Origin of the sequence: Fictibacillus gelatini DSM 15865 (genome assembly GCF_000430745.1) — a bacterium.
GTDB lineage: Bacteria > Bacillota > Bacilli > Bacillales > Fictibacillaceae > Fictibacillus_A > Fictibacillus_A gelatini.
Genome location: NZ_AUMP01000004.1, coordinates 11,857 through 36,724, shown reverse-complemented (window position 1 = coordinate 36,724; position 24,868 = coordinate 11,857). Strand labels below are relative to the sequence as shown.

The 24,868-nt window shown below is 40.3% G+C and carries 24 protein-coding genes and 1 riboswitch; of the genes, 15 read left to right on the top strand and 9 right to left on the bottom strand.

Features of this window, described 5'->3' with window-relative positions; translation table 11 throughout:
* The first annotated feature begins 117 nt into the window (after window positions 1–117).
* Complete coding sequence (locus H538_RS0107550; RefSeq protein WP_026677091.1) at window positions 118–936, top strand: HAD family hydrolase; 819 nt, start codon at window positions 118–120, stop codon at window positions 934–936.
* 35 nt (window positions 937–971) lie between these two features.
* On the opposite strand, the gene H538_RS0107545 is transcribed toward H538_RS0107550, so the two are convergent.
* Window positions 972–1,460, bottom strand: a complete 489-nt coding sequence (locus H538_RS0107545) for a cupin domain-containing protein (RefSeq protein ID WP_026677090.1) — start codon at window positions 1,458–1,460, stop codon at window positions 972–974.
* Window positions 1,461–1,750: 290 nt separating this feature from the next.
* On the opposite strand from H538_RS0107545, the gene H538_RS26555 reads away from it, so the two are divergent.
* The 3 genes from H538_RS26555 (at window position 1,751) to H538_RS0107530 (ending at window position 3,747) form a co-directional block, all read left to right on the top strand.
* Window positions 1,751–1,975 carry a hypothetical protein gene (locus H538_RS26555; RefSeq protein ID WP_026677089.1) on the top strand — a complete coding sequence of 75 codons (225 nt, stop codon included), beginning with the start codon at window positions 1,751–1,753 and terminating at the stop codon, window positions 1,973–1,975.
* 84 nt (window positions 1,976–2,059) lie between these two features.
* Complete coding sequence (locus tag H538_RS0107535; protein ID WP_026677088.1) at window positions 2,060–2,341, top strand: hypothetical protein; 282 nt, start codon at window positions 2,060–2,062, stop codon at window positions 2,339–2,341.
* Window positions 2,342–2,463: 122 nt separating this feature from the next.
* Window positions 2,464–3,747, top strand: a complete 1,284-nt coding sequence (locus H538_RS0107530) for a M48 family metallopeptidase (protein WP_026677087.1) — start codon at window positions 2,464–2,466, stop codon at window positions 3,745–3,747.
* Between the two features lie 29 nt (window positions 3,748–3,776).
* Here the strand turns inward: H538_RS0107530 and motB are convergent, their stop codons facing one another.
* Together motB and motA are read right to left on the bottom strand one after the other, a co-directional pair.
* Entirely contained in the window at window positions 3,777–4,550 is a 774-nt protein-coding gene (motB, locus tag H538_RS0107525; RefSeq protein WP_026677086.1) for a flagellar motor protein MotB, read from the bottom strand.
* Window positions 4,543–5,328, bottom strand: a complete 786-nt coding sequence (gene motA, locus H538_RS0107520; protein WP_026677085.1) for a flagellar motor stator protein MotA — start codon at window positions 5,326–5,328, stop codon at window positions 4,543–4,545. The genes motB and motA overlap by 8 nt, the downstream gene beginning before the upstream one ends.
* A 220-nt stretch (window positions 5,329–5,548) precedes the next feature.
* On the opposite strand from motA, the gene H538_RS0107515 reads away from it, so the two are divergent.
* Entirely contained in the window at window positions 5,549–6,118 is a 570-nt protein-coding gene (locus tag H538_RS0107515; RefSeq protein WP_026677084.1) for a TlpA disulfide reductase family protein, read from the top strand.
* Between the two features lie 212 nt (window positions 6,119–6,330).
* Entirely contained in the window at window positions 6,331–7,812 is a 1,482-nt protein-coding gene (locus H538_RS23360) for an ATP-binding protein (RefSeq protein ID WP_051291373.1), read from the top strand.
* Between the two features lie 73 nt (window positions 7,813–7,885).
* Here H538_RS23360 and H538_RS0107505 read toward each other — a convergent pair whose 3' ends face one another.
* On the bottom strand, window positions 7,886–8,641 hold the full coding sequence (locus tag H538_RS0107505) for a CAP domain-containing protein (protein ID WP_026677083.1): 756 nt from the start codon (window positions 8,639–8,641) through the stop codon (window positions 7,886–7,888).
* Between the two features lie 226 nt (window positions 8,642–8,867).
* Here H538_RS0107505 and H538_RS0107500 point away from each other — a divergent pair, with 226 nt between their 5' ends.
* The 5 genes from H538_RS0107500 (at window position 8,868) to H538_RS0107475 (ending at window position 14,442) form a co-directional block, all read left to right on the top strand.
* Window positions 8,868–9,476 carry a hypothetical protein gene (locus H538_RS0107500; RefSeq protein WP_026677082.1) on the top strand — a complete coding sequence of 203 codons (609 nt, stop codon included), beginning with the start codon at window positions 8,868–8,870 and terminating at the stop codon, window positions 9,474–9,476.
* A gap of 250 nt (window positions 9,477–9,726) precedes the next feature.
* Window positions 9,727–10,686 (top strand): aminoglycoside phosphotransferase family protein, encoded by a 960-nt coding sequence (locus H538_RS0107495; protein ID WP_026677081.1) that lies wholly within the window; start codon window positions 9,727–9,729, stop codon window positions 10,684–10,686.
* A gap of 614 nt (window positions 10,687–11,300) precedes the next feature.
* Complete coding sequence (locus H538_RS0107485) at window positions 11,301–12,083, top strand: undecaprenyl-diphosphate phosphatase (protein WP_026677079.1); 783 nt, start codon at window positions 11,301–11,303, stop codon at window positions 12,081–12,083.
* Between the two features lie 125 nt (window positions 12,084–12,208).
* Window positions 12,209–12,343: riboswitch (cyclic di-AMP (ydaO/yuaA leader) on the top strand.
* A gap of 83 nt (window positions 12,344–12,426) precedes the next feature.
* Window positions 12,427–13,083, top strand: coding sequence for a potassium channel family protein (locus tag H538_RS0107480; protein WP_026677078.1), 657 nt, complete (start codon window positions 12,427–12,429; stop codon window positions 13,081–13,083).
* Between the two features lie 39 nt (window positions 13,084–13,122).
* Window positions 13,123–14,442 carry a TrkH family potassium uptake protein gene (locus tag H538_RS0107475; RefSeq protein WP_026677077.1) on the top strand — a complete coding sequence of 440 codons (1,320 nt, stop codon included), beginning with the start codon at window positions 13,123–13,125 and terminating at the stop codon, window positions 14,440–14,442.
* 15 nt (window positions 14,443–14,457) lie between these two features.
* Here H538_RS0107475 and bcaP read toward each other — a convergent pair whose 3' ends face one another.
* Together bcaP and H538_RS0107465 are read right to left on the bottom strand one after the other, a co-directional pair.
* Entirely contained in the window at window positions 14,458–15,855 is a 1,398-nt protein-coding gene (gene bcaP / locus H538_RS0107470; RefSeq protein ID WP_026677076.1) for a branched-chain amino acid transporter BcaP, read from the bottom strand.
* 165 nt (window positions 15,856–16,020) lie between these two features.
* Window positions 16,021–16,482: a hypothetical protein gene (locus H538_RS0107465; RefSeq protein ID WP_026677075.1), complete on the bottom strand. Its 462-nt coding sequence runs from the start codon at window positions 16,480–16,482 to the stop codon at window positions 16,021–16,023.
* Between the two features lie 284 nt (window positions 16,483–16,766).
* Here H538_RS0107465 and hutH point away from each other — a divergent pair, with 284 nt between their 5' ends.
* On the top strand, window positions 16,767–18,290 hold the full coding sequence (gene hutH, locus H538_RS0107460; protein ID WP_035350387.1) for a histidine ammonia-lyase: 1,524 nt from the start codon (window positions 16,767–16,769) through the stop codon (window positions 18,288–18,290).
* Window positions 18,291–18,314: 24 nt separating this feature from the next.
* Here hutH and H538_RS0107455 read toward each other — a convergent pair whose 3' ends face one another.
* The 3 genes from H538_RS0107455 to H538_RS0107445 form a co-directional block, all read right to left on the bottom strand.
* Entirely contained in the window at window positions 18,315–19,349 is a 1,035-nt protein-coding gene (locus tag H538_RS0107455; protein WP_026677073.1) for an acyltransferase family protein, read from the bottom strand.
* Window positions 19,350–19,518: 169 nt separating this feature from the next.
* The gene (gene ytvI, locus H538_RS0107450; protein ID WP_245595205.1) at window positions 19,519–20,643 is read right to left on the bottom strand and encodes a sporulation integral membrane protein YtvI; all 1,125 of its coding nucleotides are present in this window, start codon (window positions 20,641–20,643) and stop codon (window positions 19,519–19,521) included.
* A gap of 19 nt (window positions 20,644–20,662) precedes the next feature.
* Window positions 20,663–21,475: a YihY/virulence factor BrkB family protein gene (locus tag H538_RS0107445; protein ID WP_026677071.1), complete on the bottom strand. Its 813-nt coding sequence runs from the start codon at window positions 21,473–21,475 to the stop codon at window positions 20,663–20,665.
* A gap of 320 nt (window positions 21,476–21,795) precedes the next feature.
* Here H538_RS0107445 and H538_RS0107435 point away from each other — a divergent pair, with 320 nt between their 5' ends.
* The 3 genes from H538_RS0107435 to feoB all read left to right on the top strand — a co-directional run bounded on the left by H538_RS0107435 (window position 21,796) and on the right by feoB (window position 24,841).
* Window positions 21,796–22,482: a TerC family protein gene (locus H538_RS0107435; RefSeq protein WP_026677070.1), complete on the top strand. Its 687-nt coding sequence runs from the start codon at window positions 21,796–21,798 to the stop codon at window positions 22,480–22,482.
* Window positions 22,483–22,604: 122 nt separating this feature from the next.
* Window positions 22,605–22,832, top strand: coding sequence for a FeoA family protein (locus H538_RS0107430; protein WP_026677069.1), 228 nt, complete (start codon window positions 22,605–22,607; stop codon window positions 22,830–22,832).
* A complete protein-coding gene (feoB, locus tag H538_RS0107425) occupies window positions 22,832–24,841 on the top strand; it encodes a ferrous iron transport protein B (protein WP_035350384.1) in 2,010 nt (669 codons plus the stop codon). The genes H538_RS0107430 and feoB overlap by 1 nt, the downstream gene beginning before the upstream one ends.
* The last annotated feature ends 27 nt before the right edge of the window (window positions 24,842–24,868 follow it).

Genomic DNA, 24,868 nt, shown 5'->3' with positions numbered 1-24,868 from the left:
TACAGTATGATATAACTTAAGTCTTGTCAATCATTTTTTGGAGAAACTAAACTGGACAGAGTTCATTCATTTCGGGCATCATGAATATAAAAAGGAGTGTGTGTGAAGTTGAAAGAAATGATTCAACAAAGCAAGCTGTTAATTTTTGATTTGGACGGAACGCTTTATGAAGATACGGAGCATTTTGATTATTATTGTAAGCTGCTTCAGAAAAAGGTGGACCCTGAAATCGCTGATGAGTTTTATGAAACGTATGAGAAAATGAAAGAGGGCATTCATCCAGTTAAAATCGGGAAAGTATATGATCTCCAAAATGATGCCGCCATTACGATTGAGCCATTAACTATGCAAATTACAGCAGTACATAATTGGGATGGAAGCGAATGGACAAGAGAGAAGAGGGAGAAGGAGTACGGAGAAACGATTTCTTTTGATTTAAAGCGGATGATTGCGATCGGGGACGGCTGGTGGCTGCCGTTTGTAACAGCCGTTCATTACGGATTAACCGAGCAGGATACATGGGAAGCTTATAATCTAACAAAAGAGTATATGGTTTCCGACCAATTTTCATTAACGAAAACGCCGGGGTTGAAAGAAGCGCTTACCCGGCTGAAAGAAGAGAAAATCATCGCCGTTTTAACGAACAGCGAGCATGAGGATGTGATGAGGCTTTTAAGGGAACTTGGATTAGAAGGGCTGTTCCATGAAGTTGTTACATCGGCTTTAAAGCCGGTAAAAACGAAAGAGCGGTTTACGTATTTGCTCGAAAAATACAAGGTGAAGCCCGAAGAAGCCGTTTCGATTGGAGATAATATTTTGAATGAAATCGCGCCCGCACTTCTTTCAGGGATGAAGGCCATCTATATTCAGCCAAACGGCTTTGAGACGGAACATGAAAATTTAACTGTCGTTCCGACACTTGCAAATGCTTTTTAAGAGGGCGAAATAGCCCTCTTAAATGATCGGCATGCTTATTTCAACCATAGCTCAATAAGTGGACCCCGATCTCCAAAAACAGGGTCTTTTTTCGGGAGTGGAACCTTTCGGATATTTTCCAAAACCCCTGGCCGTTCTTCAGGTTTGCCGGTGCATAAGTCCCACTTTTGCCCTTTCGGATAAGCGCCCACTACTGAAAAATCGGAACTGGATTGTATGTTTTTATGCCCGACCCCTGCGGGGATGACAGCGACATCCCCCTGTTTCATTTTTACAGCTTCGCCCTGCTGGCCGCCAAATTGCACGATTGCTTCCCCTTGGATCACACCTAAAACTTCATGGGCCGTACTGTGAAAATGATGAAAAGGAAAAATGCCATTTACCCACACGCCATCCCAACCATTTTTCAAAAATAAATCTTTGCAGGACGCCTCCTGTAAAACGTCTGAATAAATAACTAATTCTAAATCGGGATGGTTAGGGATCTTGCCATCGTCCGTGAATTTGTACGTTTGTATATTCAAATCTTTGCCCTCCTGTTAATGGCATTACATTACAAGCCATAATTAATCGAACCGCTTTTGCTATGCTTTTACAGTTGCGGAAGAAATCCTTGAAGAAGAAATACAAAGAAATGGAATGCCGCTGATCAACTTGTTGCCGTGATAAAGAAAGGCGAAACGACACCGTTTGCGATGTAGTCTATAACAAAGAAGGTCGTAGTGTCACATTATATCAGAAAGGCTTATGTTATATGTAGAAATTGGCGTAAGAATTGAAAAAGTTAAAAGTTATAAATAACAGGTGGTAAAAATTGTTTTGTTATGAAATGGTTTCTTTTATAATTGGATTTTATTTATTGGGCTCAGGATTTTATATGATTTTAAAAGATAAAGACCAGGAGAAATTTAAAGGTTTCATTGCTGGATTTATTGATTTAATTTCTGACCCAATCACAAGCGCGTTTTTTATTTGGAGGAGTTTTTTTGGGAATTGGATTGCTTCTTATGTTTTTATAACAAATATAACATCCAATTAAGTTTATAAAAAGATTATTTAAGCTTACTTGAAAATGGATAATCTGCTTAACAATATTAAAATAAGCGACATCAGGAGTGAGACTGTGACATGCTTGATGGAGATTCAGGAGATAACCCAACAAGTGGAAGAAGCGATTTCAACGGCATTGAAAGTGGAAACGGAAATTGTGGGTGAGACGATTACTGTTGTCGCTGGAACAGGGAAATTAAAGAAAAGGATTAATACAAAAGAAGAAGGCGGGCAAAGGAAACGGGATATGTGTATGGGCGTGAGATTCAATGATGTCAGGCTCCGCATGGGCTTTCGTTGGATTTTGTTATTATCTTTATATTACGAAGTTGTTTCAACGCGCACCGCAATTTGAATTTAAAGAAGCGTTGTAAAATAGAAAGGAGATGCGAAAGAGAATCTCCTTTCTATTTTTTTGTTCTAATTTGGACAAAGTGACTTAAACTAGGAGTAGGTGTAAGAAAGGTGGGAAGCAAGATGAAAAAGGCATTATGGTTCGGACTCGGTTTTGTGATGTTTGCGATCCTTATGTGGTATTACTTGTTTCATTGGGCGAATACGGAGCTTCCTTTGCATTTAAAAGGAACGGCTGCGGATCCTTCAATGTTTATGAATGAACGGCAGCAAGAGTTAAGCCATGAATTTTCAAGAATGAAAGACTTTATTTACTTTATATCCGTACCGCTTAATTGGCTTATTTATCTTCTCGTATTAGGCTTCGGCCTGTCCAAAAAGTTTAGGGAAGCATCGAGCGGAGTCACACGCTTTTCAATTATACATACCGCTCTTTATGTCCTTCTTTTATCCATTGTAAGCTACATTTTTACATTTCCGCTTGACTATTACAGCTATACTGTTTCTAAAGAGTATAACGTATCGGTACAATCCTTTTCAGGCTGGATGAAGGATGGCCTCATTTCCTTCTGGGTGGACTATTTATTCACGGTTTTAACGGTGCTCGTAATTTTCTTTTTTATCCGCAAAAGCAAAAGGCGATGGTGGTTTTATGCATGGCTCGTTTCCATCCCGTTTACCATTTTCCTTTATTTCATTCAGCCTGTTGTCATCGATCCGCTATACAATGATTTTTATCCATTAAAAGATAAGGTGTTAAAAGAGAGAATTCTTGCTCTGGCTGATCGGGCCGATATTCCTGCATCCAACGTGTATGAAGTGAACATGTCGGAAAAAACGAATTCGCTTAATGCTTATGTGAATGGTATTGGTTCGAATTTACGAATTGTTTTATGGGATACGACATTAAAGCAGTTAAGTGAAAACCAGGTTTTATTTGTCATGGCTCACGAAATGGGGCATTATGTCATGCATCACTTGTATTGGAATCTTTTGATCGCCTTTATCGAGTCATTTATCGGCCTCTTTCTTGGAAACAAGCTCTATCAATGGGCGGTAAACCGTTGGGGCGACAGGTGGGGGATTAAAGGGGTGGAAGATATAGCCGGCCTGCCTGTTCTGCTTCTCATTTTTGCTTTATTGTCGTTTGCTGTGAGTCCTGTCGAAAGTGCGATATCAAGAAAGGTGGAATATGATGCCGACAAATATGCGATTGAAATGACAAAGGATCCAAAGGCAGCAGTAGGCGCTTTTCAAAAGTTGACGATTTCAGGGCTTAGTGAAGTTAATCCGCCGAAACTTGTGAAATTTTTCTTGTATGACCATCCGACAATGCTTGACCGCATTTCATTTTTGGAAGATTATCAAAAGAGCCGTGAACCGAAGGTAAAGGAGAAGAAAAAATAAAGAAAAAGCGCATTATAGGCGCTTTTTCCTTACTTCGCTTTCTTAATATCGTAATTAGGCAAAATTAATACTTCTACACGCCGGTTTTTAGCTCGACCATCTTCTGTTTGATTAGAAGCTTTTGGATGGTATTCTCCATATCCGCTCGCGCTAACCGACTTTGGAGGAAGTTCGGGATTTTCAATCAATATGCGCATAAAATTGACCGCACGCATGGCGCTTAACTCCCAGTTTGATGGATATTGAGAGGTTTTAATCGGCACATTGTCCGTATGACCTGCAATAACGATATTTCGCGCAGGATGGGTTACTAAAAGCTTAGACAATTTTTTTGCAAGTTTCACAGAACCCGGTTTTACGGTTGCGCTGCCGGAATCAAAGAGCGCATTATTTAAAATCGTAATTAAAAGCCCGTTTTCTGTCAGTTCTGTTTGCAGGCTTTTATTTAAGTGATTGTCACTTATAAAATGATCCAATTTTTCTTGCAACCGTTGTAACGATTCCAGTTCTTTTTTTGCTTTTTCCAGCCTTTCATGATCTTCCTTTGTTAGATGATCATTTTTTTCCTTTTCTGGAATGGACGGCGTTTCAGGAGGAACAGGCGCTTGTTCTTCCATAATTCCGGTTCCGCCATTGAACTGATTGCGAAAGGCGCTTGCCATTTGCTTGAATTTCGAAGCATCGATTTCACTCATTGCAAATAAAACAATGAACAGGGCAAGCAAAAGGGTTAATAAGTCAGCATATGGAATAAGCCAGGACTCATCAATATGGTCATCTTTTTTTTTCTTCTTTTTAGCCATTCGTACCACCATCTTTATAAGCATCCCGTTCACTTGCAGGAAGATATGTTAATAATTTTTCTTCTAAAATTTTCGGGGAAGTTCCATCCTGGATGGAAAGCAGCCCTTCGATCATAATTTGCTTGATCATTACTTCGTGTTGGGATTTTCGTTTTAATTTATTTGCAAATGGGTGCCAGAGAACATACCCGGAAAAAATCCCAAACAATGTTGCGATAAAAGCTGCGGAAATCGCGTGGCCAAGTTCTTCAATATCGGCCATATTGCCTAGAGCAGCCACAAGGCCGATAACCGCTCCAAGAACACCCAGTGTCGGTGCATACGTGCCTGCCTGGGAAAAGATAGAGGCGTTGTTTAAATGCCGTTCTTCCATTGTTTCAACATCTTTCATTAAGACGTCGCGAATAAATTCAGGGGACTGGCCGTCTACGATCATTTTTATTCCTTGTTGCAGGAATGGATCATCCACTTCCTCAGCTTTCGGTTCAAGAGCAAGCAGCCCTTCCTTTCTCGCGATAGTTGCCCATTCAATAAACAATTCAATAAGTGTAGTGATCTTCAATAACTTTTGTTCAGTAAACAAAATCTTAAATAGTTTTGGAAGTTTTTTTATTTCGCTTAAAGGGAATGCGATTAATATAGTGGCAAGTGTTCCTGCGAAAATGATAAGTATGGCTGCCGGATTGATAAGGGCAATCGGGCTGACGCCTTTTAAGATCATTCCAACAGCTATAGCAATAAATCCGATAATTATACCGATGATGCTTGTTATGTCCATCGTTGTCATCCTCACTTTATTCTCTCGTTGTGCATGTGTTCGAATTATATATCGGCTAAAATTCAATATTCTTTATAAGTACGAATATAGGCTAAAACTCCTATTTTCTTTAAAATTTAAAAAGAATGGTCAATATCATACCGAAGACAAATAGGAGAAAAGGATATATAATGGAGTCAAAGAGCGAAAATTTTAAAAACTGACGATAAAGAGGCTTGTTATGAAAGTAAAACCGTTGTTCATTCTTCTCATCCTTCTAGCCCTTATAGGAATCGCCGTCTGGGCATCACGTCAGGAAGGGAAACCTCTTATTGATAATCCTTCCGAAACGTTTGAGAGCAGGGATTATAACGGGAAGACAGGTTTAAATCCCGGAAACCGTGCACCCAATTTCACGTTAACTTCATTAGATGGGCAAAAAATCGCGCTTGATGACTACCAAGGAAAAAAAGTCATTTTAAATTTCTGGCAAACTTCATGTGTGCCTTGCCGAAAAGAAATGCCAGCACTCCAAAAGTATTATAAAAAATACCAAGCAAAAGATGTAGAAATTCTTGCAATTAATTTAACGTATAATGAAAAAAACAGGGACGACATTGAATCGTTTGTGAAGGAATATGATGCATGGTTTCCCATTTTGCTTGATCAAAATGCAGAAGCCGTAAAAAAATACGAAATTCTATCTGCCCCGACAAGTTACATTATTGATTCGAAAGGGATTATTCAAAAAAAACATCTCGGTCCAATGTCATATGCATTTATTAACAACATTATAGGAAAAATCAAGTAAAAATCACCGCCAGTCCTTCTATTTTCAATATTTATGAAGGGCTTTTCTGTCTTGGGCTGACTGAAAAGTTAGTAAAAAAGAACTAAAATAGATAGTGTTGAAAATAGGATATTTGCACAATAGGATTGTCTCTAGATTTGTCGAAGAGATAACACGGAAAATATTTATGCAATAAAATGATAAAATAACAAAGTAAAGGGGTTTCAGTACGGATGGTCGAGCAGGATCTAGAAGTCATTCAATTGAAAAGAGAAATCCGTCAGTTACGGGACCGTTTACACATGCTAGAGTCTCGTTATGTTAAACCATTTACGGAAACGTTGCACTTGAATCCAGTTTATACTTTTCGGCTAAAGCGGTCACCTAAAGGTTTTTTAATCGCATTTTTGAAAGAACATACTGTAAGTGATCTTGAGAAGGATGAAGATCGTTTCCGTAATATGAACGAACTATTTTCCGAGCATGCATTGGCAGATTGGACACCCTTCATCGAAGAAGCTTTTGAAGGAAAGATTTCGACATTAATGACGCATTATAACAAACACAGCTTCTATACTACGCTTATTCCCATAACTGATCATGGGAATGTAATCGAAGTGATTGGCACTTCCGTAGACGTAAAGCATCACTTTTTTGTTCAAGATCAGGATGAATCAAAGTTCAAAGAGCTGTTCAAAAATGCGCTTGATGCCTTTATTCTCCTTAATGATGATCGCCAAATCATTGATGTAAATCCAGCCGCATGCAAACTATTCGGAAGAGCGGAAGATGATCTATTAATGCAAAAATTGGATCCTTTTTTTGATGGGGTTAATTGCCAAAAGAGTGTATCGTCGTACTGGAAGGAGTTATTCCAGGAAGAAAAATTAATCGGTGAATGCCAACTGCGTCATAGAAGCGGTGAAATAAAGCATATTCATTTTACATGTAAAAAAGATATACATCCCGGCATTCATCTTGCCATTTTTCATGACGTGACCCGGCAAAGGGAAACGGAAGAAAAACTAAGAAAAGCCGAAACGTTAAATGTTGTCGGGGAACTTGCCGCTGGTGTCGCCCATGAAATCCGCAATCCTTTAACTTCATTAAAAGGATTCATTCAATTGATTAAGGCGGAAAGCAACATCAATGAATCGTATTTTTCCATCGTTTTAGGTGAAGTGGATCGAATTGAACATATTATAAAAGAATTTTTATTGCTTGCAAAGACAGATCGAAACCACCTTGAAAAAAACAATCTTGGCGAAACGTTAAAAGATACGGTATCATTGCTCCGGACACAGGCCATTTTGAAAAACGTTGATTTATTTTTAGGAATCAATGAACCGCTGCCTGAAATCTATTGCGATTCGTTTCAAATTAAACAAGTTTTCATCAATTTAATTAAAAATGCAATAGAAGCAACACCAGAAGGCGGAACAATTGAGATTACCGCAACGATGAAAGGTGACGATTCAATTTGCTTCACTTTTAAAGATAGCGGTGTAGGAATGAACAAAGAAGTACTTGAAAAAATAGGGCAGCCGTTTTTTACGACAAAAGAAGAAGGCACCGGGCTTGGACTTATGGTCAGCCATAAAATTATAAAAAACCATAAAGGAATGCTCTATGTCACGAGTGAAAAAGGAAAAGGAACGACGTTTGAATTACTTTTGCCGGTGAGACAAAAAGAACCAACGGTTACGAATTGGTAATCAATCGTATAATAGCTGTAAAAATGAAGAAAATAATAAGACCCCATCTTTATAAGATGGAGTCTTGAATGATTTATCCAATGAATTGTTGTGTAAACATTTTGCCATAAGGGCCGCCGTCTACGATCCCAATGCCCACTTTTGTATAAGATGGGTTAAGAATGTTTTCGCGGTGTCCTTGTGAGTTCATTAACGCTGTATGAGCAGCTTGTACTGTTTGGTTGCCTGCAATGTTTTCGCCTGCAGTATTATAAGAAATGCCAAACTTTTTCATCATATCAAACGGAGAACCGTAAGTTGGCGAATTGTGGTCGAAATAGTTTTTGTCAATCATGTCTTTTGATTTAAGACGGGCTGTTTTTACTAAACGCATGTCGATTTCAAGCGGCTTAACGCCAGCTTTTTGACGTTCTTTGTTGACAAGATCAAACATTTGTTTCTCATCTGCCGTTAATTGAGAAGTAGATGGTGCTTTTGCAGTTTCATTGGTTTGTTGTTTTTCCGTTGTTGGCTGTTTTGGAGCCGGTTTTGCCTCAGGTGCTTTTGCTTGTTCAGGCACCTTTACTTGTACTTGTTTGTTTGGTTTTGCTTCTTCTTGCTTCCAATTGTCGCTTTTCTTAATCACATGAACATTTTCTAGTCCATATTTTTGAATAAGCTCCTGGATATAGTTGTTGAAATCTTCGTTATTAAAATATTTATTAAAATCTTCGTTCGAGAATTGAACGTTGCAGTCATTGTTTGTTTGCGGTGCCGCTGCGTGAGAAACACCTGCGTTTACACCAATTAGAGAAGCTCCTAAAATAGATGCAACTAATAACTTTTTCATGGATGAGTACCTCCTGTTTTTTCGTAATGTTAGTTACGCAAATAGGTTTCGGGAAAGCGTGGGGGTCAATGGGGGTGTGGTAACATCTACCAAACTATGATTATAGTTGGCTCACTTTAAATAGGTTCCGGACCTATTTTTTTTATGCCCGGGTCGATAACCGTTTTACTTTAACGAATGATGTATATGTATAGTTTAAGAAAAGGGAGAGAAGGGAGAACTTAAAGTGTACCCTGAATTAAAGCAATTCGTTGAAATGAGTGAGGAATACGAGGAAAAAATTAAAGCGGCAACTCAAAAATGGAACAAATTAAATAAACAAAAAGAAAACGCCTCGAAAGAATATGAAGATCTTTTAAATGAATATGGGAGGCGGAATTCAAAAATAGGAAGGGAAGAGCTTCAGGAAAGCAGGGATGTTTTTTTGCGGTATCTTTCTAAAGAACGAGAAGCGCTCGAGGAACTGGATGCTTTAAAGGAAAGTAAAAACGATCGAATGGATGAGTTTGTACGAACGTTAAATGAAGCAAGGGACCGGGAAGTGGAAGCGGCCACACGCCACATGCGCAAAAAAATCAATGAACTTGAACGAATGAAAGCAGAATATTTTATGATTGTCCAGCAACTCCATCAAATCCAACAGTATGTCAATTCCATTGAAGAAGATACAAAGAAAGCGGTTGAGTCTCTCGGCCGGCGCTATGAAAGAGGGAGAAGCACATCCATTTATCCCGCCATCTCGAAAGTTGAAATTCCCCACCGCGAACTGATTCAAGTATTTGAACAAGGAGAACTTCCGCTTTATTTAAGACGATATGTAAATGGCGGGAAATAAAAAAAGCCATAATCCTGAAGAGGAATTATGGCAAAACGAACGCATGATGAAGAAATGGGGGTAGGGAATTGCAAAACTGCCGCTTGAAAGCCAGGGACACAAACTGAGGTTCCGCCCCCCCTACTTTAAGCCGGGCAGGAGAGAATTCATCTCACATCCATATAGTATGTATAAAAGAAAAAAGGGTCTGGACAAGTGTCTCGGGTGGCGGAAAACAGGCGTTTATTAGGGGAGTTATAGGAGGCGGAGCATGCGAGCAAACGACATTTCGAGCTGGGAAGAGTGGAAAGAGATTTTTACAAATGAAGTTTATTGGGAGGCGGCGATTAAAGAAATTTGCAAAAAGGAAAATATCAAGTGCCATTCTGTGCAAAAAGGATATCCGGGAACACACGCCGTCTTCATGATTGATGGTGTTTACGTGCTGAAGATTTTTATGCCGCTCATTCCCAACGATTTTTATTCGGAGCGTGATACATACCTCCATTTAAAAGATGTTAATTTGCCGATTCCACGTCTTATTGCCGTTGGCCAATATGGCGGATGGAATTATTTGATTGTAACGAAAATTGAAGGAGAGGCGGTTCGCGAGGTTTTCGATAATATGACCGAAAGTAATAAAATAGAAATAGCGCGCGAGCTCGGGGGCATCATCGCAAAACTTCATGGTTACCCCGTTGGTGATCTTTCCGATAAAATGAATGCTTACTTAAGTAGTTGGGAGTTACTTCAAGAGGAAAGAAAAGAGAAAGTCGTGAAGGAACTTACCGGTGTCCTGCCACAAGAAGTTATTCTTGAAATCGGGGCGTTTCTGACCAATTATGACGAACATCAATGGGAGAGCTGCCTCGTTCATGCCGATTTAACAACTGATCATCTTCTTTTGGATAAAGACGGTGAAAACTATGAAATTGCAGGGCTTATTGATTTAGCCGACTGTCGGATTGCTCCTCCAGAATATGAGTGGGTATGCCTTTATACAGATTTATTATCCCAACATTCGCCGGCCATGCAAGCATTCATGAACAGCTATCGGCCAGGGGTGAAATTGGATGCCGCCTGGCGGAGAAAAATGATGTATGTCACCCTCACCCATTTATACGGCGTGAATTTGATCAAGTGGGTATTAAATGAACGCGGCAATCCAATCATCCGTTCAATGGATCAATTGCAAGAACTGATCTGGCCAAAGGAGCTGGGAAATGCTTGATTAAGCATTGTTTCCAAATCAATTGACTTAAAACTGATTTTCTATCCCTCATTTCTGAGAGATAACAAGAAAGCATTAATCTTAAAAAAGCTTGCTAAAGGACTATTTTTCATGAGGTAGCCTGGATTTTGTTCGCATAGAGCCGTTCTCAAGGACAAAAATGAGTCCTTGAGGTAGAAATGTGTCCAATAGAGCCCGTCTCAAGGACAAAAATGAGTCCTTGAGGTAAAAATGTGTCCAATAGAGCCCGCCTCAAGGACAAAAATAAAGAGTGGAGGCAAAATTTTGTCCGATAGAGCTCGTCTCAAGGACTAAAGCGAGTCCCGGAGGTGAAAATATCTCCAATGGAACCGTACTGCAGGGCATTTTTTATGTCGTGGGCTTCAATTTTTCCCCAAAGTGCCTATATGTAAAAGCATTTAATTGGGGGTTCACCAGTTTTGAAGATAGAAGTGAAGAATTCTTATCCAATCTGCTAAAGGATGAAATTCAAAACCAATGATGAAATTGATAAGAACCATCCGATTCCCTCGGTAAGAATAATGAACTTGTACTATTGATTTCCATTCCTGAATACGCTGTACCAATGGACTCGGGATTAGGGGTGACGGATAATGGATTGGTTTCAGGCGATGATTTTGGGGATCATACAAGGATTAACGGAGTTTCTTCCGATAAGTTCAACGGGTCATTTGCTTTTAGGACGGCACCTGTTTCATTTGGATGATGCGGGTTTGTTTCTTGACGCCATGCTGCACTTCGGCACATTAATTGCTGTTATTACCGTCTATTGGAGAGAACTGCTTGACCTTTTGAAAAAACCGTTCTCCCGAATAGGACTGCTATTAATTGCGGGAACGATTCCGACCGTTATTATCGGTCTATCTTTTAAAGATTATTTTGAAGAAATTTCGAAAACGGGTGTGACGGTCGGATGGGAGTTTTTAGCGACCGGTTTCATCTTGTGGGCAGCAGATTCAATGAAAGAAAAAGGATTTAAAAAACTTCATCAAATTTCGTTTGCGGATGCAATTGTCATTGGCACGTTTCAAGGCGCAGCCATTTTGCCAGCTATTTCGCGATCAGGTCTCACAATCGCCGCAGCGCTTTTTCGGAAAATCGATAAAGAGACGGCAGCTTACTTTTCATTTTTCCTCTCCATTCCGGCAATAGCCGGCGGCTGTTTGTTGCAGGCGAAAGATCTTTTTACAGAACAAGCGGAGTCGATATCGTTTGGCGCATTGGCCATTGGCACGATCATGTCGGCTCTATTTGGCTATATTGCGGTCAGATGGATGATTTCTCTATTAAAAAAAGGAACTTTAAAAGGATTTGCCATTTACGTCTGGGGGCTGGGCCTCATTATTGTCGTCCTTCAGCTTACTGGTAAATTTTAATAAAATGATTGACAATTTTCGCTAGGAGGATTAAATTAGACTTAAATTCCTACGAACTGAATAAATGCCTTGAAAATCGCTGAATTCTAAATGTGTGTTTAAAAAGGAGAGCCTGAAAGCTTCCCAAACTTTTTAAACTATCACAAAAAAAGAAGCGGGGGACCCAATCATTCCGGGGTGAATCTTGCATTTGCAGCAAGAGGGGATACTCCATTCCCTAATCCGACAGCTAACCTCGTAAGCGTTATTTGGGAGAAAGGACAGTTTTAACACAGGCTGACCATTTTTCGCAATGGTCTTTTTTTGTTGTTTTCATTTTGTATTCAACATAAGGAGAGAGAGCATGGACAAGCAATTTGCAGTAATTGGTTTAGGACGTTTTGGAGGCAGCATTTGTCGTGAGTTTTCTAATATGGGATATGAAGTGCTCGCGATTGATAGGGATATTGAGCGCGTCAATGAATTTTCCAACATTGTCACACAGGCAGTTCAGGCCAATTCGACCGATGAAAAGGCGCTGCAGGCACTTGGCATTCGCAATTTTAATCACGTTATTGTTTCAATCGGGGACGACATTCAATCGAGCATTTTGACAACATTGTTGTTGAAAGAAATGGGAGTCAAGAAAGTCTGGGTAAAGGCACAGGATGATTATCATCATAAGGTGCTGGAGAAACTAGGGGCAGACAGAATCATTCACCCTGAACGGGATATGGCACAAAGGGTCGCACAACTGATCACATCAGATAAAATCATTGATTTTATTGAACTATCGAATGAATATAGCATCATTGAGATTCCCGTTTCTGATAAGTTGATCGGGAAAACGTTAACGGAATTGGATGTTCGCGCCCGTTTCGGCTGCAACATTGTTGCTATTAAACGAAAGGAAGAGATTTTTGTCTCCTCCATTGCCAACGTAAAACTTCAAAACGGAGATATTCTCGTTGTCATCGGAAGAAATGAAGATTTAAACAGGTTTGAGGCAGAAGGAGTGTAACAGAAAGTGGCTCTTAGAGTAAAAGAGAAAAAGCCATACATGTATAATCCAATTAAATTAAATCCGCCACAAATATTAGCACTCATCTTTCTTTCGCTTGTTATTATCGGTGGGTTGTTATTAAAGCTTCCAATTGCAACAGAAAAACCAATTTCCTGGATCGATTCTTTTTTTATCGCAGTATCGGCTTCAACGGTGACAGGATTAACTTCTATTGACCCGGGTTCTTCCTTTACGTTATTCGGTGAGATTGTCATCATGTTTTTAATTCAAGTCGGTGGCCTGGGAATTATGTCGTTCGCCGTTTTGGTCGTCATTATGATGGGAAAAAGGATTGGCATTAAGCAGAGGCTAATTATGCAAGAAGCCTTAAACCAGCCCTCGATTGGCGGAGTTATTCGCCTTGTACGGAATCTTTTCTTATTTACCGTTTCAATCGAACTGATCGCAATCTTCTTTTTATGCTTAAAATGGGTGCCGGAGATGGGGTTCGCAAAGGGCTTGTACTATAGAATCTTTCATACCATTGCAGCATATAACAATGCTGGATTTGCCCTCTGGCCTGATAATTTGGCCCGTTATGTCGGTGACCCGACGATAAATATGGTGATTACGTTACTTATTATAGTAGGCGGACTTGGATTTACCGTTCTTGTTGATCTTTGGGCGAGCAGGAAATGGAAGAATTTATCCCTGCATTCAAAAGTAATGATCATAGGTACGATTGCCGTTAATATTGTGGCGTTTATTGCCATTTATTTAATGGAACGAAATAACCCGGGAACGCTCGGGAAGCTTTCAGGAGCGGATAAAGTTTGGGCGGCCTACTTTCAGGCGATTGTTCCAAGAACAGCGGGATTCAGCACGATCGATATCGGACATATGGAACCCGCAACATGTCTGTTAACCATTCTCTTAATGTTTGTTGGTGCCGGAAGCACATCAACAGGCGGTGGGATTAAATTAACGACGTTTATCGTGATTGTGGCTGCTGTCGTTACATTTTTACGTGGAAAAGATGAAACGGTTATCATGAAACGGACCATTCGAAATACGATTGTTTTGCGTGCATTGGCCATCTCCTGTATTAGTGCCATCTTTATTTTTCTTGCTGTAATGATTATGAGCGTGACCGAAAAAGGATCATTTTTGCAAATATTGTTTGAAGTCGTATCCGCCTTTGGGACGGTCGGATTAACAATGGATTTTACGATGAATTTAACTGTAGTCGGAAAAATTGTGATTATTTTCATGATGTTTCTCGGGAAAATCGGCCCGCTCACACTTGCCTTTTCGTTGGCAAAACCCGCCGATAAGGCGAATATTAGATACCCCGATGGAGAATTATTTACGGGATGAAAAAAGGCAGGGAACTTACCCTGCTTTTTTTTCATCATTCAATTTACTATGCTTGCGTCCGTAAAAGAAATAGACGATAAAACCGATAGCAATCCAAATGACAAACGAGATCCAGGTTACTTTGGACAGGCTGATCATCAAGTAACCGCAAATGAAGACGGTAATGATCGGCAAAACAGGCACAAACGGAACTTTAAACGCTCTTTTCAAGTTAGGATGCGTTTTTCTCAAAATAATTACTGCAATAGCGACTAAAGTAAACGCGGACAAAGTTCCGATATTCACCAATTCCGCAAGCGTGTTTAAATCAACTATTCCGGAAATAATTGCGGCAATGCATCCGATTAACCACGTATTTGCAAATGGTGTTTTGAATTTTGGATGAACTTTTGAAAAAACAGGCGGCAAAAGTCCATCCCGGCTCATTGCAAAAGAGATTCGAACCTGTCCGTATAACATAACGAGAAGAACGGTTGTAATCCCTGTAATGGCCCCGACAGATATTAATCCAGCAATTGTATTTTGGCCTACAAAGTGAAGCGCAAAAGCAACGGGATCAGAAACATTTAATTTCGCAAATGGGACAATCCCAGTTAAGACTAACGAAACAATAATATATAATGTCGTACAAATGACCAGTGATGAAATGATCCCGATCGGCAAGTCACGTTGTGGCTTGCGTACTTCTTCGGCTGCCGTTGATACTGCATCAAAACCGATATAGGCAAAAAAGACTGTCGCCGCGCCCGCCATAATTCCCTGGAAGCCAAAAGGCATAAAAGGTGTCCAGTTATCCGGTTTCACATATCCTACACCTGCAACAATAAATAAAATGACAACGGCTAATTTGATAAAAACCATAATATTGTTTACTTTTGCACTTTCCCGAATGCCTTTACTTAATAATGCAGTAATAATTAAAATTATGACAATTGCGGGCAAATCGACAATTCCGCCTTTTCCCGCTCCCGGAGCGGAAGATAAAACAGCTGGGATGTGAATGCCAAATCCGCTGAGCAATGATTGAAAATAAGCCGACCAACCGGTAGCGACGGATGAGACAGCGAGCAAATATTCAAGCATTAAGTCCCAGCCAATAAGAAATGCGACAATTTCCCCGATCGTTGCGTATGTGTACGTATATACGCTTCCGGCAATCGGCACAGATGAAGAGAATTCGGCATAGCATAATGCCGCACATCCGCAAGCAATAGCGGAAATAATAAAGGATATAATAAGGGATGGCCCTGCATGCTGTGCCGCGGCAACACCTGTCAATACAAAAATCCCCGTTCCGATAATGGCGCCGATTCCGAGAAGTGTTAAATCAAACGCTCCGAGAGAACGGCTTAATGCTTTTTTATTACTTTCAGAAATCATTTGTGAAATAGATTTCTTTCTCATGATGTTCATAGTAATGATGCCTCCATAAAAATAATTGAATTTATTGAAAATTTAATACTACGAACATTTTGTAGTATATTGTCGAAATTTATTTTTGTCAACCAATTTCAATATTTTTATAAATTAAAATATCGATTTGGAAGAACTGGAATATGTCGGCATCATCATTTTTCATTAATCTTCTTGAAGTAATAAAGACAATCGATCGCGATAACGTTCTTTTTCTTGAAAATCCTGCGCCTGGTTAAACCGGTTCAGGGTGTCTTTAATTAATTGATCTTGTTGGAATCGTGACCATTTAACATACGATTGATAAACGGGTTCAGATAGAAAACGAGTCAGCATCGCATGATTCGGTCCGAAGAAAAAATCTAAATGATCGTGGAACATCGTGAAGCTGTTTAAATGAACAGCTTTAATTTGATTGCCTAAATGGTATTTGTATACATTTTCTGCATCGCGTGAAAAAGAGATCGCATACATTTCTGAATCATCCAATAGTCCTTTTGCCGTAGGCAAAATCAAATATGGAATGCTTTCGGCATCATAGCCGATAAAAAAATCTTCGCCATTTTCATCCGCGACCGGAGTACGGCTCATCACGGCACGGACGATCTCCCTTTGAACTTCCAGCATGATCATCACTCTCTTTCATCTCATTTAGTAGTAACATCATTGCCGGTAGATTCATAGTTTATACATCAATTCCTTTAATTTGATAAACTGATAAGTTGTTGAAAGGTAATTGACGGAATTTTTCAAAGCAAATAAACTGTATGTAAAGCAAAACATCTCAAATAATGGCGTAATTTTGTATGCCTGATGAAAGGAGGCTGTGTCTGGAGTGGTAAATTTCTGGATACAGCCTCCTATTTTCATTTCTTTATCACGATATAGAACTAATAGGAAAGAGGGAGAATATGGTCACATTAACTGGCAACACACTTACACTTGAGGAAATCAAACGTATTCTTGATGAAGGGGAACAGGTCACCGCTTCTGAAGAAAGCATGAAAAAGGTCGCTGACAGCAGGAAAGCGGTTGATTACATTGTGAATAATAATAAGGTGATTTATGGGATCACGACCGGTTTCGGCAAATTAAGCGATGTTTATATTGATCAAGGCGATGTTGAAGAACTTCAGCTGAATTTAATTCGCAGCCATGCATGCGGCGTAGGGGACCCGTTCCCGGAAAAAGTGGCTCGCCTTATGGTACTTCTTAGAGCGAATGCCCTTCTTAAAGGATTTTCCGGGGTTCGTCCGGTTGTTGTCGAAACATTATTGAAGCTCGTTAACCAGGAGGTGATCCCGGTTATTCCGCAGCAAGGCTCTCTTGGCGCAAGCGGTGATTTGGCGCCGTTATCTCACCTTGCACTCGTGTTGATTGGCGAAGGAGAAGTCTTTTACAAAGGAAAACGTGTCCCGGCAATTGAAGCATTAGGGGCGGAAGGCATTCTACCCATTACATTAACTGCCAAAGAAGGACTTGCCCTGATCAATGGAACACAAGCCATGACAGCACAGGGGGTTGTCGCTTATTTAGAAGCCGAACAATTGGCGTATCAAACCGAGGCGATAGCGGCACTAACAATGGAAGGCTTAAATGGTATTATTGATCCGTTTGATGAAGACATTCATTTAGCACGTGGATACAAAGAACAAATTGAAGTGGCTGAGCGCATTCGCAATTATTTGGAAGGAAGCCAGCTGACGACTCGCCAGGGAGAAATTCGGGTTCAGGATGCTTATTCGATCCGGTGTATTCCTCAAGTACACGGGGCTTCATGGCAAGCGCTTACGTATGTGAAAGAAAAGCTTGAGATCGAAATCAATGCGGCAACGGATAACCCGCTTATTTTTGACGAAGGAAGAAAGGTTATTTCAGGCGGTAACTTCCATGGACAGCCAGTCGCACTCGCAATGGATTTTCTGGGAATTGCAATGGCTGAATTTGCGAACATCTCCGAACGGCGCATTGAACGGATGGTAAACCCTCAGTTAAGCGGAGGACTGCCTGCATTTTTGAGCACGAATCCTGGTCTTGAATCCGGGGCAATGATTCTTCAATATGCAGCGGCCGCCCTTGTTTCTGAAAATAAAACACTCGCTCATCCGGCAAGCGTTGATTCCATTCCGTCATCTGCGAACCAGGAGGACCATGTAAGCATGGGAACAATTGGAGCCCGCCATGCGTATCAAATTATCGCGAACGTTCGCCGTGTACTTGCGATTGAAACCGTATGTGCTTTGCAAGCTGTTCATTATCGAGGGGCGGACAAATTAGCTCCGAAAACGAAGGAAGTTTACGAAGCAGCCCGGCAAGTTTGCCCTGTTATTACAAAAGACAGAGTGTTCTCTAAGGATGTTGAAAACATCGCAAAATGGCTGACTGATAAAAAGTGGAACGAATTGCTGTTAAAACAAAAATGCATAGTCAACTAAGCAAAACGAAAAAACCTGCGGCATTTAAACTTCCGCAGGTTTTTTTCGATATTTTTTCAGCATGAACTGCAATTTCGACCACCTCATTTCAATCAACGGCTGAGCAATAGTAACAACCGGCTTGCTCGCTAAAATTAACGTAATCGAAACCGCTAATAATAAGACGACGAAATAAGCGTGCTGATTCTTGAGCGTATGGAAAAATTCCGTCGTAAAAAGATATTTTAAAATAAATCCGTGCAACAAATAAATATATAATGTTCGTTGGCCCATCTCTGTAAAAAACATCTTCCTGCGTGGAATAATCGCAAGAAAGCTAAATGTCGCTAAAAAGGCAATCGTGTACATTCCAAGCCTGATAAAGCCCCCATACCATGCATTGTTTCCTAAAATGTCGGCATAGGATGAGGAGGCAAGCAGCCAGTCTTTTGAACTATCGGGAATGATGAAATGATAGAAAGCAAATAATGCAATTAAGAAAAGGCTGGCTAAAATTTTCATCGAAGGTTTAAAAATAAGGCGAAAATCTTTTTTCTCCAAATAATGTCCTAATAAAAATATAGGGAAGAACACGAACGTCCGTTGAATGCTTAAATACGTTCCCGCTTCTGTAAAATAGCCGACGGCAACGCCGATAATAATCGCAATAATAAGTGAATATTTAATTCTTGTAAATACGACAAGCATTAAATTCCAAAAGACGAGACTCAACAGAAACCACATGGCCCAATTCGGATCAAATAGCGTCAGATGAATATCGTCTTTATCGTATAATTTGTAGTAATAAATGGTGTAAATGATTTGGAAAATAATATAAGGGACAAGGACGTTTTTTAAAATCTTTTGAATGTACCCTTTTTTAAATACACCTTTTGTGAAAAATCCTGCAATTAAAATAAACGCAGGCATATGAAACGTATATATAAAGTTGTAAAGTGTATATAAGATATCTTTTTGATCTTTAATTGGTGTTAAGAAATGGCCTAAGACAACGAGAAAAATTAAGATGAACTTCGCATTGTCGAAATAATGGTCCCTTTCTTTCACTTTGGTATTCATAAAGACCTCCTTGCTGCTGTTTACATGAATACTATTTCGAGATAGAAATTTCCTTTCTGTAGTTCCCTTTCATATTTCCCACCTTTTCCATTTTTCTAACGCAAATTACGAAAACGATACGAACTTGTAATGTTTGTAAAAAAATAAAAAACTCGCAAATAAGCGAGTTTTAAAAATCGATTCTAAATTTTAAAAAGCCGGCACTTCTTAACGCTTCAAATATAATAACAATGGCAGGACCAACAATCAAACCGATCATTCCCAATACTTGAAATCCGAGATAAATGCTTATGAGCGCCGCAAGAGCAGATATTCCCAGGCTTGATCCAAGTATTTTAGGTTCGATAATTCGCCGGACAATAGTGATAACGGCAAACAGAATCAAAAGCCCTATAGCAAGAAAATCATTATTGACGACAAAGTTGTAAACCGCCCATGGGACAAGGAATGAGCCCGTTCCTAAAATTGGCAATATGTCAACGATAATAATTAACAACGCGATTAACATCGCGTAGTCTACGCGAAGAATAAGCAGGCCAATTAAAGCAAGAACGTAGGTTATAAAACTTAAAATTATTTGTGCTCGTATAAAGCCTACCGTTGCTTTTGACAATTGTGAGAAGACAAGATCGACTTTTTCCCTTGCTGAAAGAGTGAACATATTTAAAAAATTGTTTCTCAGCCGCGGTAAATCTAACAAAATTAAAAAGACGGCAACGAGGTAAATAATAAAATAGATAAGCAGCTCGGGGATATAGGTAATGATACCAAGGATCGCCCCTGTTAAACTGCTGGCAGCGTCAACCGCATATGTTTTTAGCCCCTCTAGGCCTTTTTCTACAGTTGAAACAACTTCGGGAGGAAGATTGGTGTAAAAGTTTTCAAATTTGTGAAAGTACTTTTCCGCCAGTTCAAATACGCTTTTTGAGTAAGAGGGCACCATTTGTGAAAATTGAATGACCTGTACTACGAGCGTTGTTGTCAGCCAAAAAATCAATAAACCGAGTAAGGCGAAAAATAAAATAAAGACAACCGTCACGGAAAATACACGTTTTAACTTTAACCTGTTAAAAAATTTAACGGCAGGCTCCAACATAACCGAAGTCGCCAGAGCAAGCAAGAGGGGAATGCTGTAAGGAATAAGGAAAATGCTAACTGAAACCAACAATAAAATAATGATAATATTTTTAACCGACATTTCAATCTCCCGTTCCAAAATAGAAATTAATCTTGCTTCACCAAAAATTGCAACGATATCTGTTTCCATCATCGTACGGAAGATTCTATAAGTCAATGCCTCTTATGAAAAATTTTTAGTATCTTCGTTTTTTGAAAGTTAAAAGAATCGCATTGATTTGCCCGCCGACGATCATAATCATGGCAGACAAATAAAACCAGATCATTAACGTTAAAAGGGCGCCGAGATTCCCGTAAACTTCCCGATAATCAAAAATAGTAACGTAATAGGAAAAACCGATGGAGATGAATTGCCAGCCGAATGTTGAAAAAAAGGCTCCGGGAAGCACATTTCGAATGCTCAATTTCCGATTCGGCGCAACGAGATAAAGTGTAATAAAAACAATCATTAAAATAAGAAAACTGAGCACCCAGCGTGAAATGTTCCATAGCTGCCAGATCGGGTTCCCCAGGCTGAAATGGTCAAATACGTAATAGCCGCCCACTTCCCCGAGCGTAAGGAGGAGAAGGGAAGTAATGACGGCAAAAACGAGCCCAAGCGTTAAAAAAATTCCAACAACGATTTCTTTTACTAGCGGTCTGCTTTCTTCCACTTGATAGGCCTTATTAAACACGCGAATAATTGCCAGTATTCCCATTGAAGCAAGCCATGTTGTGACAAGGATGCTGATATAAATCAATTCTCCTCTTTTCCGGTCCAAAATCGATGTCAAATTGTATTCGATAAGCCGGAATGCCTGTTTTGGCGCATATGGTTGAATGAGTTTTAATACGTCTTCTGTTGAAATGGGCAAAAAGCCGAGAAAAGTAAAAAGTAAAAAAAGAAAAGGGAACAGCGATACAAGGAAGTAATAAGCCAATTGAGCGGATAAATCAAAGACTTTGTCTTCAAAAAAGCGGGTTTTTAATTTATGAAAAAAAACAAGCATATCGATACACTCACCGTTCTTTACTTTAAAGAGGATGTTCAAAAAGTCCGGGAAACATTGCCGGTGAATTTCTACGTCAGCTTGCTCCTTCGCTCCTCACGTATCAAAAGCCATACGCTCCGGTGCTCGGAGACTGCGCTTCCTTGAACTTTTTGGCCCTGTTTGTCCTCCTTTTTGAACACGTATTTAAAGTAGTATTTCCATCGGATAAGAAATCAACACAGGCTTGTTTCATCTATATGAATGAGCCTTTTTATTTACTACTATATTTGGACAAAGGTTCATATATGTAAGTAGGAGACATGAGTGGAGGTTGAAAGATGGAGATCGTATCGATGGAGTTTCTAACGGCTTTGTTTTCCATTGTGGTCATTGACTTAGTGCTTGCCGGGGATAATGCGATCGTTATAGGGCTTGCGGCGAGAAATTTGCGCGAGGAACAGCAAAAGAAAGTGATTGTTTTAGGGACACTTGGAGCGGTCGTTATACGGGTATTCGCAACGCTTGCGGTCGTCTGGCTTTTGAAAGTACCGGGGCTTTTGCTTGTGGGCGGCCTAATGCTTATTTATATCGGGTTTAAATTGATGACAGAAGAGAAGGATCATGATATAGAGGCAAAAGACAATATCGTTAGTGCGATTATTACGATTATCGTTGCCGATGCGGCAATGGGGTTGGACAATGTGCTGGCAGTTGCCGGGGCGGCCCACGGCGGTTTTTTGCTTGTCGTACTCGGCTTGTTTATTTCCGTCCCGATCGTCGTTTGGGGAAGCACGATTTTTATCAAATTAATTGTCAGATTTCCGTTCATCATTACACTCGGCGCCGCGGTAATTGCATGGACGGCCGGAAAAATGATCGTAGAAGAGCCATTTTTGAAGGAGCATTTTAAAAACGAAAATATAAAGCATTTATTCGAGCTGCTTATCATTGCATTTGTTGTGATCACAGGCTATATCAAAAAATATAGAAATCAATCAACCCACCCTAAATCGCCTCCGATGTAATGGAGGCGGTTTTCAATGTCAAGAAATTGTTAAAAAGTTTCTCTTTACGAATGATAATCAATCTCATATAATTAAACTATCATCTACTGATAATAATTATCATTCTTATAGAGGTGGACGCCATGACATTAACAGACCTGCATGCTGGAGGAAAAGCGCGAATTATTAATACGGGACAAATCAATGAGCTTGTTCAACGCCGCTTATTGGATTTAGGCATTATGGAAGGCTCGGTTGTTAGCATTAAACGCATACTGCCGTTAGGTGGCCCTGTTGCCGTTGAAGCAAAAGGACAATTAATCGGGATCAGGCGCCGTGAAGCAAAAATGATTCAGGTGGAAATGGCGTGATGAATATTGCTTTAGCCGGTAATCCAAATACCGGGAAGACATCTTTGTTTAATACGCTTACAGGATCCTATGAATATGTAGGGAACTGGACAGGGGTAACGGTTGAGAAGAAAGTCGGCGTTTTAAAGAACAAGCGAGGGAATCTGATCGATCTCCCGGGAATTTATTCCTTGAATCCTTTATCGCGTGATGAAGGTGTCGCGACCCATTATCTTCTATATGATGATACTTCTATCATTTTAAATATTGTTGATGCATCACAACTTGAACGGAATTTATATTTAACGATACAGCTATTAGAATACGGAAAACCGCTTGTAATGGGCTTGAATATGATCGACGTCGCCAAAGGACGGGGAGTCGAGATTGACGATAAGCTGCTGGCTGAGCGCCTTGGCTGCACGGTCGTTCCTATTGTAGCGAGAACAGGAAAAGGCTGCGATGTCCTTGCCGGCAAACTTTCCGAACAAGAAGAGCGGGTGAATGCTCCACTTGTATTGGATTATGGCGGCAATTTAGAGGAAGCGATTGCCCGTTTAACAGCATTGCTGCCGGCTGACGAAAAACTGCCGCCGGGAAGATGGCTGGCCCTCCAATTTTTTGAAGGAAACCAGCTTGTGAAGGAAATGCTTACGGACTACATACCGTCCTCAACGTTGGAAGGTTTGTATAAGGAAACGGAACACGCTGTCCAATCGGAGACAAAAGCAAAATCAATGGCCCATCACATTCGCAAAGTACGGGGCAATTACATTCAAGCGCTATTAGCTTGTTGTGTAAATGATGTTGAAAAAATTGAATATACGCTTACTGATCGAATTGATAACATTTTGACGAATAAAATACTCGGTCTCCCGATTTTTCTGCTGTTCGCTTATTTAATGTTTAAATTAACATTTGATTGGATCGGGACGCCTATTTCTGATGCGTTGGACGGCTTTATTACAGGGACGCTTACCGATACGCTTGATGGCTGGCTGAAAGCAGCTGGAGCCACAGAATTTATTCGCGCTTTAATTTTGCAAGGGATTGTCGCGGGTGTCGGCGGAGTCATCGTTTTCGTTCCGCAAATCTTTATCCTTTTCTTTCTCATCTCCTTTATTGAGGATTCCGGCTATATGGCGCGTGTGGCCATGGTCATGGATAAGATTATGGAGTCGATCGGCTTAAACGGTAAAGCCTTTATCCCAATGATTATCGGGTTTGGCTGCAACGTTCCAGGCATTATGGCGGCACGGACGATTGAACAGCCGAAAGAAAGGCTGTTGACCGTAATTTTGACGCCGCTTATGTCATGCTCCGCTCGTTTAACAGTGTACAGCTTATTTGTCGGGGCATTTTTTAAGCAAAACCAGGCATTAATCGTATTGTCGCTGTATTTAATGGGAATCATCCTTGCGTTGACGCTGGCGAAGCTTTTTTCGTCAACGATTTTGAAACAGCAAAGTTCGTTCTTTGTTATTGAATTGCCGCCTTATCGAATTCCGCAATTCCGAACATTGTTAAAAAGCACGTGGGAAAAAGGGAAAGGATTTGTCCGCAAAGCAGGAACGTTTATATTCGGCGGATCTGTCGTCATCTGGCTGTTGACCTATGCGGGTCCGGGCGGCTTGAATGTGGAAATGAATAAAAGCTTTCTTGCCATGATTGGCGGGGTGCTGGCACCGATTCTTCATCCGCTCGGCTTTGGCAACTGGCAAGCGGGAGCCGCTCTTTTAACTGGCTTTCTCGCAAAAGAAGTCGTTGTTTCCACAATGAATATTATTTATGCTGCACCCGATTTGCATACGTTGCAAGGTGTCATGGCGGACTTTTTTACACCGCTGTCCGCTTATAGCTTTTTAGCGTTTATTTTATTGTATGTTCCATGTCTTGCAACGGTCGCTGTTATTCGAAAAGAAACCGGTTCGGCGAAATGGACGTGGTTTTCTGTTATTTACGCATTAGTCATCGCCTATATCGTATCGATTATTATTTATCAGGGCGGACGTCTTCTCGGCTTGAACTAATACTTCTAAAAGAAAGAAGGGATACGA